The organism is Neisseria zalophi (assembly GCF_008807015.1).
Lineage (GTDB): Bacteria > Pseudomonadota > Gammaproteobacteria > Burkholderiales > Neisseriaceae > Neisseria > Neisseria zalophi.
Map to the genome: position 1 here is coordinate 1,405,722 of NZ_CP031700.1, position 11,818 is coordinate 1,417,539.

An 11,818-nucleotide genomic window follows, 5' to 3' on the forward strand; every position below is an offset into this window, starting at 1 on the left:
TTTCCTTATTGGGGAATAACTTTTGGTTCTAAGTTGTTTCGTTATCTATTCTGTATGAAGATTATCTATACGGCAAGAAAAATTTAAATTAATTGGCATAAAAACAGGATAATCGGTTTTTATGTGATTTATAAAAATTATATTTTTATTAATTATTATTCTTGTTCTTTTAATATAAATAACTGTTTGCTTTGGTACTTTGTGAGTAAATGGTAAAAAACATTATCTTTGCCGTTTGTCTTTTTTATTGTCCGATTGTCTCGTCTTTACAACTTTAAGGTAGTTGATTGTGTAAGTAATGATGAACGGCTGTCTGAGAAAAATAGCTCAAACAGCTTCATAAGGTGCAATTTTTATTAAGTTTAAAGGTGTCTGATTTTTCTGTTAATTGCTTATGTTGGATACATATTTGAAGATTATGGTAAAAATATTAAATAATAATTTAAATAACTATTTTTGTGTTTGTTATCTCGGGGTAATAAAGAGGGTTTTAAGTGGTTATCCAAAAATTTAAGTTGCTGATAACATATAATCAAGCGCATTATCGTGTAGAATCTGATTGGTTTGTCAGACGGCTTTGAAGATTGCCGGTGTTATGGTAAGGAAATATGATGAAGACATTGAAATTTACTAAAATGCATGGCTTAGGTAATGATTTTATGGTTATCGACGGAATCGGTCAGTCGTTTGATCCCACGGATGCCCCACTGACTCAATGGGCGGATCGCCATAAGGGTATCGGATTCGACCAGCTTTTATTAGTGGAAAAACCGCAATCGGATGCAGTCGATTTCCGCTATCGTATTTTTAATGCTGATGGTAGTGAAGTTGAACAGTGTGGTAATGGTGCGCGTTGTTTTGTACGTTTTGTAGTAGATAAAGGGTTGACCGATAAACATGAAATTGTAGTGGAAACGGCAAAGGGTATTATTGTGCCACGATTGACGGAGAAGGGTTTGGTGACCGTGAATATGGGGAAACCGCGTTTTAGGCCGTCTGAAATTCCGTTTACACCGGCATCAGATGAAGTTGAAGATGATGTGACTCATATTGTTTTGATCGGCTTAGAATCTGTACCGGTCAGTTGTGTGAATATGGGCAACCCCCATGCAGTGATTATGGTTGATGATGTGGAAACAGCGCCGGTTGAGCATTGGGGAGAAGCGATTGAGTCGCATGAACAATTTCCGGAGCGTGTGAATGTCGGCTTTATGCAGGTTGTTGATAAACAGCATATCCGCCTGCGTGTTTATGAGCGTGGGGTCGGTGAAACACAAGCTTGTGGAACGGGGGCTTGTGCGGCTGTGGTTGCGGGTGTCCGTCTTGATTTATTAGAGGCAGGTGTTCCTGTAAGAGCCAGTTTGCCTGGGGGGGATTTGTATATTACTTGGCAAGAAGGGACGGATGTTATGATGACGGGCCCTGTTGAAACTGTATTTGAAGGTGAGTTGCAATACTAATGAATAATTTAAACCCACAAAATGTTTTAGATTTTTTAAAAGAACATCCTGATTTTTTGGTAGAGCATGCGGCTGAATTAGGTGTGCGCTTGCGAGATGACAAGGTTCGTTCTTTTGCACAGGCCAAATTGGCTGAGTCACAGTTGAAAATTGAAAAAATGGCCGGTCAATTAACGTTGATGATGGCAGATGCCGAAGCCAATCAAAATACTATGCTGCGTCAGTTTGCTTTGGATATTGAATTATTAAAAGTGAATACGGTGGGACAGTTGGCTGATGCCTTATATAAATCGTTGCAAAAAGATTTTGGCTTGCAGCTTTTTAAATTAGTGATTGCTGCCGAGCCTAAAAAAGCTAAAGCCCGTATTCCCGAGGATATGGTAAGCGGTAAAAAAGTGCGTGAAGAAATTTTGGCGATGACAAAACCTATCTTAGGCACCAAGATAAGCAAAGAGATAAAGAAGTTATTGCCATCAAGCGATATTGTGGCGGAAAGTTATTTACAATTGCCCATTTTGGTTGGCAAACAAACCGGTGCGGTATTATTAGCGGCTGATAGTGATGTCAATCGCTTTGCTGCAGGCTTGGAAACTGATTCGGTTCAATATATGGCTGATGCGATAGGTGCTGCTTTATCGCGCATTATGGGTTACCGCTAAAATGATGCCAGGGTTGAATTTATGGTTTTTAGCGGTTTATATCACAGTATTTCTAGTTGCCGCTTATCGTTCCGGTGAGTTTCAGTGGATTTGGGGAAGTGTGTTGTTATGGGTTGGTTTTAGTGCTGTCGGCCTACGTTTATTGCCGGGTTTGTGGGGGCTGACTCATATTGCACCATTGTATATTCCTCATTTTTATATTGCCTTGGCTAGTTTGTTTTTCTTTGTCAATCAATGGCGTAGATTTCCTGAGGGAAAAATGTGGTATGCGGTAGGTAGCAACGGTTTTATCAGTCTGTTTGCTGTCAGCAGTATGTTGATGAGTTTGGTATCGTTTTTATTGTTGTTGATCGTTTATAGTCGTTTTCCAATCGGTATCACGCCTTATGTCTTACCGGCTTTTTTGCAGATGTATGCTTTGGAACCCGGAGGTTGGTTTGTGATGCAGGGTGTGATAATGATGATTTTTTATATTCACCGGACAATGATTTTAAAGGAGCCGTCCAACTATTTTAGTAGTCGTCAGTTGCAACTTGGATTTTTTTTGGCTTTAATATTTCAGACGGCCTATATTGTTTGGATATTGTTGAATTTTCGCCATGTTTAACTATATAGTACGTCTCCGTAGATATTGGTATTTTGGCATAAAAAATATAGGAGTAGAGAGTTAAAAATAGTGTACTTATCCTATCATTTAAAAATAATTATTTTTTATAACTAAAAGTTATAAATTAAGAATAATAAATTATTGGTTTTTTAGATAGCTTCACTTTACGATTTACACTTTAATTGAACTCTGGGGAATTATTATGAATATTGCACACAGCATTACCGACTTAATAGGTAATACACCGCTTGTCGAATTAAACCGTTTAACTGAAGGCTTACCCGGTCGTGTCGTTGCCAAGTTGGAGTTTTTTAATCCCGGCAGCAGTGTTAAAGACCGTATTGCTATCGCTATGATTGACGAAGCAGAAAAAGCCGGCAAGATTGATAAAAATACCACTATTATTGAAGCCACCAGCGGCAATACCGGTATCGGTTTGGCTATGGTGTGCGCTGCGCGTGGTTACAAGTTGGTAATTACCATGCCGGAGAGTATGAGTAAAGAGCGTCGTATGTTATTACGTGCGTATGGTGCCGAATTAATTCTTACTCCTGCTGCAGAGGGTATGGGTGGTGCGATTGCCAAAGCACAATCTTTGGTAGATGAGCATCCGGATACTTATTTTATGCCGCGCCAATTTGATAACAGTGCCAATCCTCAGATTCATAGAGAAACCACAGCCGAAGAAATTTGGAAAGATACCGATGGCCAAGTGGATATTTTTGTTGCTGGTGTCGGTACCGGTGGTACGGTAACAGGTGTAGGCGAAGTGTTAAAAGACCGCAAACCAGAAGTACAGATTGTGGCCGTAGAACCGGAAGCTTCTCCGGTATTAAGTGGTGGTGAAAAAGGCCCGCACCCGATTCAAGGTATCGGTGCCGGTTTTGTGCCCAGTATTTTAAATACTAAAATCTACGATACTGTAATGAAAGCTTCTAATGAGGCATCTTTTGAAACCGCCCGGCTGATGGCGGAAAAAGAAGGTATTTTGGTCGGCATTTCTTCCGGTGCTGCTGTATCGGCCGCTTTGGAATTGGCAAAAAAACCGGAAAATAAAGATAAATTAATCGTCGTATTAATACCATCTTACGGAGAACGTTATCTTTCTACACCATTGTTTGCCGATTTGGCTTAAAGTTGTATTAAGCATTTAATATATTGAGAAGAGGCTTTTTAAAGGCCTCTTTTTTATGCTTGCTAATTGAAGGCCGTCTGAAAAAATACTAGGTCGGTTGGTATTATTCAGTTACTCCACAATATGCTACAATCCCGCGTTAAATTTTACATTTGTTTCGAGAATTAAATATGAGCTTAAAATGTGGCATCGTCGGCCTGCCCAACGTCGGCAAATCTACTCTTTTCAATGCGTTAACCCAATCCGGTATTGAGGCTGCTAATTATCCTTTTTGTACCATCGAACCTAATGTCGGCATTGTCGAAGTACCTGATCCACGTATAGATGCGCTGTCTGCCATTGTTAAACCGCAAAGAATACAGCCTGCTATTGTTGAGTTTGTCGATATTGCCGGATTGGTAGCAGGTGCCAGCAAAGGCGAGGGCCTTGGTAATCAATTTTTGGCTAATATTCGGGAAACCGATGCTATTGTAAACGTTGTCCGTTGTTTTGATGATGACAATATCGTACATGTTTCTGGTAAAGTCGATCCGATTGCCGATATAGAAACCATTGGTACCGAATTGGCACTGGCTGACTTGGGTAGTGTGGAAAAAGCCATTGTGCGCGAAGGTAAACGTGCCAAATCAGGTGATAAAGATGCCCAAAAATTGGTGGCACTGCTTGAAAAGCTATTGCCGCATCTGAATGAAGGCAAGCCTGTACGTTCGTTCGGATTAGATGAAGACGAAATCGCTTTATTGCGCCCGCTGTTTTTACTGACATCCAAACCGGCGATGTATGTCGCCAATGTGGCTGAAGACGGTTTTGAAAACAACCCGCATTATGACCGTCTAAAAGAATTAGCAGCACGAGAGAATGCTCCTGTTGTAGCTGTCTGCGCGGCACTTGAAAGTGAAATTGCCGAGTTGGAAGATGATGAGAAAGCTGAGTTTTTGGCTGAAATGGGTTTGGAAGAACCTGGTTTGAACCGCCTTATCCGTGCCGGTTATGATTTACTCGGCCTGCAAACTTATTTTACCGCTGGTGTAAAAGAAGTTCGTGCATGGACTATTCATAAAGGTGATACCGCGCCGCAAGCAGCAGGTGTGATTCATACCGATTTCGAACGTGGTTTTATCCGCGCGCAAGTGATTGCCTATGATGATTTTATTGCACTAGGCGGTGAGGCCAAAGCCAAAGAGGCTGGTAAAATGCGTGCGGAAGGCAAAGAATATGTAGTGCAAGACGGTGATGTAATTCATTTCTTATTTAATGTTTAAGCAACATTTAAAATCAATTTTTTAAGGCCTATTTATAAAGGCTGAAATAAATTTATATCAAATGGGCTGTATCAGATAAAAAAGATTCTGATGCAGCCTCAATATTTAATAAAATATAAATTATCATCTTGATGATAATTTATATAATATTTGATCTGGCTCTATAAAAGATATATTTATTCTTTTTGCATACCATATTTAACATAAAGTATACGTCTTTATACAATATTCACATTAATATAGAGCACTATTTAAAATTAATAATATAGTTATTGTAAAAAATAGATTGGGTAAAAAATTCTTATTAAGTGATTAAGAATTAAATCACGGATTTATTTTATTGATATATCAAACTTTTTTAAATTAAAAACAAGGATAATAAATGAACTTGAATAAAGCTTTATTCCTACTGCCTGTTTTATTAACCGGTTGCATTTATATCGGTGATACAGATAGCATTCCTGAAACCCATGAACATCCGCGTGGGCAACCCGCACCTAAACGCCATCCGAGAATCCATTACCCTTCTGAAAATACGCGAACTTTCCGTATTCAAAATGTAGATGGTAAGTGTTTGGATCTGAGCGGTGCCAATGGTAAAGATATTATTTCTTATAATTGCCATGGTCAAAGCAATCAAAGGTTTACATTTAAAAATAATAGTCTCCGTGTAAATGGACTATGTTTGGATATTGCTGAAGCTGAAAGAAGAGATGGGGCCCCTGTTATTGCTTATGCTTGCCATGGTGGGGATAACCAAAAATGGTACCGTGATGGGGAAACTATCCGTAGTGCATTGAATGGAAAATGTTTGGATACGGGTAAGGGTGGTAACCGTGTACGAATGTATCGTTGTGATGGTAGCAGAGGGCAAAGATTCCGAGTTTCATACCGATAATGACTTGGCAGTAATTATGGTTTAAAACTATATTATTTTTAGGGTTTAAGTAAATAAGCCTATATTTCAAAAAGCCGTCTGAAAATTAGATTTCAGACGGCCTTTTATATTAATAATATATTAAATACAATTGGTTATAACTAATCTTAACCACCAAATAAATTCTTTAAATCTGAAGATTTTTTGCGATAAGGTAAACGGATATCGACACGGAAAATACCATCAAGCTGTCGGCTTTTAATTACGGCATCATTGTCGTACATTAAGGCGAGGCGTTCTTTCAGGTTGTGCAATGCCATTGAATTGCCTTTATGCGGTTTGGCATTTTCTTGGCTTTCCGTCGGTACATATGGGTTTTCAATCCGAATATAAATCCAATGTTTTTGACGGGTGGTTAATACAGATACGCAGCCGGGGCGATGGGTGGATTCGATTCCGTGAAAAACGGCATTTTCTAATAAAGGTTGCAACAGCAAGTGGGGGGTTTCCGCATCGTCAGGAGCATGGTGTTGCCACATCACTTGAACGCGTGTGTGCCCCATCCTAATCTGTTCAATGGCAATATATTCTTGAGCCCATTCAATTTCTTGACCTAAAGTACTGTTTTGGCTACCGTCCCGTAGTTGCGCACGGAAAAGGTTGGCTAAGTTTTCAAGCAAGGTTTCGGCATCATAAGGTCTTAATCTAATAAGGCTGATAGCTGCATTCAAACTATTAAAGAGAAAGTGTGGGCGGATGCGTGCTGTTAGTGCACTTAACCGTGCTTCTGAAAGTGAAGGTACGAGACTATATCGGCGTGAAGCTTCGGAATACATAAAACCAAAAGCAAAAATATTAAATAAAAAGAAGTGCTGCCAAAAGTACATCCGTTCACCTAAAATCACGCAATCAATGAATGAAAATATTGCTAAATCAGTAAGATGAAAAATTAATACAGCCCATTTAGATTCAATAATGCGAGGAAATACGCTAACCAGTATATAACCTTTAATCAAAATCAATAATAATGTCGGAGCTGTCCAAGCAGAATGGATATACAGCTGCTCCAAATAGCTTGCACTTGAACCACTGATTAAAGGGTATAAAACCAAAGCCAATATTCCGGTCATAATTAGGCGCGAAATTGTGCCGAAATTTCGAAAATCAGGCAGTACAAACCAAGATTGTATTTGACGTATAATAGGCATCTTTACAACAAACTCTCTTAGATACTATAAGCGAATGGATTAATTTATGAGTGATAATAAAACTTGGTCGGGGCGTTTTAATGAGCCCGTATCCGAACTGGTAAAAAAATATACCGGCTCAATCGACTTCGACAAACGTCTGGCAAAGTGGGATATACAAGGATCTTTGGCTCATGCACAGATGTTACAGCAGGCAGGTGTATTGAGTGTGGAAGACTTATCCGCTATCCGCCAAGGAATGGCCGATATTATATCAGAAATAGATGCCGGACGAATGATTTGGTCGTTGGATTTGGAAGATGTCCACATGAATATCGAGCGGCGACTAACCGATAAAATTGGCGATGCCGGTAAACGTTTGCATACCGGACGAAGCCGAAATGATCAGGTTGCCACCGATATCCGTTTATGGTTGCGCGACCAAATCAGTGATATTCAAGTATTGATTCACGATTTGCAAATGGCATTGGTTGATTTGGCTGAAAAAAATGCAGATATCGTGATGCCGGGGTTTACCCATCTTCAAGTGGCACAACCGGTAAGCTTTGGTCATCATATGCTCGCTTATGTTGAGATGTTGGGTCGTGACGATGAGCGTATGGCCGATTGCCGCAAGCGTGTTAACCGTATGCCTTTGGGTGCGGCTGCACTGGCAGGTACCACTTATCCGATTAAACGGGAAACCACTGCTGAGTTATTAGGCTTCGAACAGATTTGTCAGAACTCATTAGATGCTGTTTCCGATCGGGATTTTGCAATTGAGTTCACCGCCGCAGCCAGTCTGTTGATGATTCACTTGAGTCGTTTGAGTGAAGAGTTGATTTTATGGATGAGCCCGCGTTTCGGCTTTATTGATATTGCCGACCGCTTTTGTACCGGCTCTTCGATTATGCCGCAAAAGAAAAATCCGGATGTGCCGGAATTAGTGCGCGGTAAATCGGGCCGAGTTATCGGCCATTTGACGACATTGTTAATGCTGATGAAGTCCCAACCTCTTGCCTACAATAAAGACAATCAGGAAGACAAAGAACCTTTGTTTGATACGGTAGATACATTAATTGATACTTTGCGTATTTATGCCGATATGATGCGCGGCGTTAGCGTTAAGCCTGAAAACATGCGTGCGGCCGTGTTGCAGGGTTTCGCGACGGCAACAGATTTGGCGGATTATTTGGTGAAAAAAGGTATGCCTTTCCGCGACAGCCATGAAACCGTTGCATTAGCGGTACGTCATGCCGATACTGAAGGAGTGGATTTGAGCGATTTGCCTTTGGAAACCTTGCAAAGCTTTAGCAATCTGATTGATAAAGATATTTATGATGTTTTAACACCTGAAGGCAGTTTGAATGCCCGTAACCATATCGGTGGGACAGCTCCTGAGCAAGTTCAGCTGCAAGTGAAACGTTGGAGAGGTTTATTAGCAGATTGATATATTTGTGATTGGAATATGTTAGGCCGTCTGAAAGTTTTCAGACGGCCTTTTAACAGTATGATTTTTTAAGATTATAAAATCAAAAATTACTAACTTATTATTTAAGTATCTTTGTTCTGCTGTCGTTTGAGTGATCCGTTAGTAGATAGAGCCATAGCCGCTACCATCTCATCTGAATTTTCCATCGTATGTTCACATTCAGGTAATGGTTTCACACCCACTATACGTTTTTGCAAAACCAAACCATAAACTGCTGCTGCCGACGGCCACCATCGGTTTCCTGCTGCTTCCATAAATTGCCAGCGCTTTAGTGCTTGTTCAGTTTTTACCGGGGGTACATAGACCATAAATTGGCCTTGTTCAATCTCAAAATTTAATGATTTAATTTGTTTTTTTAAGTTTGCAAGTGGTTGGCAGTGTTGTTTTTCAGGTAGTTTTTTACCGTTAAACCTGTAATACCATAAAGAATAAGGGTTAAAACCACTGATAACCAATTTGCCTTCAGGTTCGAGAACGCGAAATGCCTCTACTAATGTTTGATAAGGGCTATCACTAATTTCTAATGTGTGGGGCATGATCAATAAGCTTAGAGAACTGTCAGGAAAAGCTAAAAAATCAGGCTGCATCAAAATGTCACGATATACACAGATATCATTTTCAGACAGCTTTAGCCAATCTTCCATGCCAAACTGTACTATTTTGCCTATAGTTTTTTGTTTGGATGTATGGCGTTTGAAAAAACGTTTTTCCCAGTCGGCAGTATATAAACCGATAGGGTTATCTAAAAACCATTTTTTTAAAAGCTCATATCTCATTAGAATTAAACTCTTTTTTATTTTATACCATACCTACAGTTAAATGATAACCTCATATTTAGTTTAGGTAAAAATCATTTTTTATCTATATAGTTTTGATGGTAAATATTTAAAATATTTCATTTTATTTTGTTTATTTTACAATAAAATCTTGACGATATTATGTGAAAAATATTACTATCCGATACATTCAAATTAACTATTCATATTTTATTTAAAACTATGGCCAAATTAAAATCAATAGCCCTGGCCGTAACCGGTGTCTCTGCGGTTTCAGGTGCGGCATACAGTCACGCAGCAACTTCTAACCAAACAGGTATGGCAATGATGCGTTTAAATTCATCATTACTCGACCAAGTACAAAAAAAGACAACGGGAGGAAGCCTCTGGAGTGCAATGCGTAAAAATTTCCAGATGGCCGAAGTCAACTCTGAATTAGTACGGCGTCACGAGAGTAAATTTTCTGCCGGTCGTGCTTATTTCGACCGTACTATCAACCGCAGCAAACCTTATATGTATCATATTGCGAATGAAGTAAAAAAACGCAATATGCCTGCTGAAATCGCATTATTACCCTTTATTGAAAGTGCTTTTGTCACTAAAGCCAAATCGCATGTGGGTGCATCCGGTTTATGGCAATTTATGCCCGCAACCGGCCGCCACTTTGGTTTGGAGCGTACATCAATATATGACGGTCGTCATGATGTTTATGCTGCCACAGATGCAGCATTAAATTATTTAGAATATCTTCATGGCATGTTTGGTGACTGGTCTTTGGCATTGGCTGCCTATAACTGGGGTGAAGGTAACGTTAGCCGTGCAATGAAACGTGCACGTGCCCGAGGGCTGGAGCCGGTATATGAAAATTTGAAAATGCCTGCCGAAACCCGCAATTATGTGCCTAAACTGCTTGCTGTTCGAAATATTGTTAATAATCCAGAATCTTTCGGAATCGGTTTGAGTGAAATCGAAAACAAACCTTACTTTAAAGCAATTAGTGTTGATAGGCCGATGGATACCGAGGCTATTACACGTTTGGCCAATATTAGTGAAAGTGAATTCTTGGCACTAAACCCTGCTTTTAATGCACCGGTATTTGTTCCGAAAACCAATCGTAAACTACTTCTTCCTGCTCATGCTGTTTCTACATTTGAGAAGAATTACCGTAATACCAAACCTGAAAATTTATTCTCTTGGCAAACTTATGCTGCAAACGGAAAAATTAGTTTGAGCCGGATTGCCGCTGATGCAGGAATGACTGTAGCAGAGTTGAAAGGACAATATGTACCAAGTACAGACGTTTTCAATTCTACTCAAAATATTTTAGTTGCTAAAAATGATAAGGTAGTTCCTGATAATTCAGGCTTTATACATGTTGCTGCAACCAATAAAAAATTACCGGATAGCTATAAAACCAATTTAACTTCTTTACAAGAAATTAATAGTAATTCTGATCGTCAGAATTCCTCACCTATTACCATTTTGGCACAGCAATCGAAACCGGAAATTAAACCGGAACAAAATACGGCTTCAAAATCTATCTCCATTGCTGCTGCACTCATTGCTCAAAATCAGGCATTAATCGATACAGGTAAGTCGAATACTGCAAACCTTGAGAGTGATATTCAAATTGCTTCAAATACTATTGAAGCCCCTGAGCTTTCAGCAGACAGTATTGAGGTAGCTATTACGGAACCGTTGCGATTGCCTACTCAAACTTCAGCAACACCGGGACCGGATCAGCCGGCGCCTTCTGATAATCCAGTAGATGTCGCGATTACTGAAATTAACCTGACTAATAGAAATAATACCTCAGAGTCTAAAGACCCGTTATTAGCATTGGTTAATGATGCGGAGCAACAGCGTTTAGATGCTGCTGAGCGTGTTAAAAACTCTCTGGCTCAATCTGAAGCGGAAGAGGCAGCAGCTAAATCTCGTGCAGAGCGTATTGCTGCGAACCGTATCAAGCAACAGCAACGTACTGAAGCACGCTTAGCACGTGCTAATGAGGCTGCAATGCAAGCCAATAATACGCACAAAGTGGTGACTGGTGATACGCTATTTAATATTTCTCAACGGTATAACGTCAGTGTTGCAGATTTGATTACCGTTAATAATATTAAAGGTAACAGTATCCGCAAAGGACAGGTATTGAAAGTAACTGCTGCGGCCGTTCAGCGTAATGCGGTACGTAATGTTTCTTATACTGTTCGCAAAGGCGATACTTTAAATACGATTGCCAGCCGTTTTAATGTTGATATTAATGATATCCGCCGTTGGAACCGTAATACACGTACAGTAAAACCGGGACAACGCTTAAGATTGATCGGCAGTTAAAGTAAATGTGAATCCATATAAAACAC

General features: G+C 39.7%; 10 protein-coding genes. 8 read left to right on the top strand and 2 right to left on the bottom strand.

The features are described 5' to 3' along the window. Nucleotides 1–611: 611 nt before the first annotated feature. The 6 genes from dapF (at nt 612) to D0T92_RS06475 (ending at nt 6,021) form a co-directional block, all read left to right on the top strand. Complete coding sequence (gene dapF / locus D0T92_RS06450) at nt 612–1,460, top strand: diaminopimelate epimerase (protein WP_151053007.1); 849 nt, start codon at nt 612–614, stop codon at nt 1,458–1,460. Next, nucleotides 1,460–2,119, top strand: coding sequence for a DUF484 family protein (locus D0T92_RS06455; protein ID WP_151051280.1), 660 nt, complete (start codon nt 1,460–1,462; stop codon nt 2,117–2,119). The genes dapF and D0T92_RS06455 overlap by 1 nt, the downstream gene beginning before the upstream one ends. Before the next feature lies 1 nt (nt 2,120). Continuing rightward, entirely contained in the window at nt 2,121–2,726 is a 606-nt protein-coding gene (locus D0T92_RS06460) for a hypothetical protein (RefSeq protein WP_151051282.1), read from the top strand. Nucleotides 2,727–2,928: 202 nt separating this feature from the next. Further along, nucleotides 2,929–3,861, top strand: coding sequence for a cysteine synthase A (cysK, locus tag D0T92_RS06465; protein WP_151051284.1), 933 nt, complete (start codon nt 2,929–2,931; stop codon nt 3,859–3,861). Nucleotides 3,862–4,031: 170 nt separating this feature from the next. Then, a complete protein-coding gene (ychF, locus tag D0T92_RS06470) occupies nt 4,032–5,123 on the top strand; it encodes a redox-regulated ATPase YchF (RefSeq protein ID WP_151051286.1) in 1,092 nt (363 codons plus the stop codon). 382 nt (nt 5,124–5,505) lie between these two features. Continuing rightward, complete coding sequence (locus tag D0T92_RS06475) at nt 5,506–6,021, top strand: lectin (RefSeq protein ID WP_151051288.1); 516 nt, start codon at nt 5,506–5,508, stop codon at nt 6,019–6,021. Between the two features lie 146 nt (nt 6,022–6,167). Here the strand turns inward: D0T92_RS06475 and D0T92_RS06480 are convergent, their stop codons facing one another. Further along, nucleotides 6,168–7,208 (bottom strand): sensor histidine kinase, encoded by a 1,041-nt coding sequence (locus D0T92_RS06480; RefSeq protein WP_151051290.1) that lies wholly within the window; start codon nt 7,206–7,208, stop codon nt 6,168–6,170. Between the two features lie 46 nt (nt 7,209–7,254). Here D0T92_RS06480 and argH point away from each other — a divergent pair, with 46 nt between their 5' ends. Next, complete coding sequence (gene argH / locus D0T92_RS06485; protein WP_151051292.1) at nt 7,255–8,637, top strand: argininosuccinate lyase; 1,383 nt, start codon at nt 7,255–7,257, stop codon at nt 8,635–8,637. Nucleotides 8,638–8,741: 104 nt separating this feature from the next. Here argH and D0T92_RS06490 read toward each other — a convergent pair whose 3' ends face one another. Then, nucleotides 8,742–9,455, bottom strand: coding sequence for a class I SAM-dependent methyltransferase (locus tag D0T92_RS06490; protein ID WP_151051294.1), 714 nt, complete (start codon nt 9,453–9,455; stop codon nt 8,742–8,744). Between the two features lie 222 nt (nt 9,456–9,677). Between D0T92_RS06490 and D0T92_RS06495 the strand changes: the two genes are divergently transcribed. Beyond that, nucleotides 9,678–11,792: a lytic transglycosylase gene (locus D0T92_RS06495; RefSeq protein WP_151051296.1), complete on the top strand. Its 2,115-nt coding sequence runs from the start codon at nt 9,678–9,680 to the stop codon at nt 11,790–11,792. Nucleotides 11,793–11,818 lie beyond the last annotated feature (26 nt).

What these genes read in the sequence shown, in the direction of transcription:
- dapF (WP_151053007.1), top strand. Translation starts at nt 612, where the DNA reads ATGAAGACATTGAAATTTACTAAAATGCATGGCTTAGGTAATGATTTT.
- D0T92_RS06455 (WP_151051280.1), top strand. Translation starts at nt 1,460, where the DNA reads ATGAATAATTTAAACCCACAAAATGTTTTAGATTTTTTAAAAGAACAT.
- D0T92_RS06460 (WP_151051282.1), top strand. Translation starts at nt 2,121, where the DNA reads ATGATGCCAGGGTTGAATTTATGGTTTTTAGCGGTTTATATCACAGTA.
- cysK (WP_151051284.1), top strand. Translation starts at nt 2,929, where the DNA reads ATGAATATTGCACACAGCATTACCGACTTAATAGGTAATACACCGCTT.
- ychF (WP_151051286.1), top strand. Translation starts at nt 4,032, where the DNA reads ATGAGCTTAAAATGTGGCATCGTCGGCCTGCCCAACGTCGGCAAATCT.
- D0T92_RS06475 (WP_151051288.1), top strand. Translation starts at nt 5,506, where the DNA reads ATGAACTTGAATAAAGCTTTATTCCTACTGCCTGTTTTATTAACCGGT.
- D0T92_RS06480 (WP_151051290.1), bottom strand. Translation starts at nt 7,208, where the DNA reads ATGCCTATTATACGTCAAATACAATCTTGGTTTGTACTGCCTGATTTT.
- argH (WP_151051292.1), top strand. Translation starts at nt 7,255, where the DNA reads ATGAGTGATAATAAAACTTGGTCGGGGCGTTTTAATGAGCCCGTATCC.
- D0T92_RS06490 (WP_151051294.1), bottom strand. Translation starts at nt 9,455, where the DNA reads ATGAGATATGAGCTTTTAAAAAAATGGTTTTTAGATAACCCTATCGGT.
- D0T92_RS06495 (WP_151051296.1), top strand. Translation starts at nt 9,678, where the DNA reads ATGGCCAAATTAAAATCAATAGCCCTGGCCGTAACCGGTGTCTCTGCG.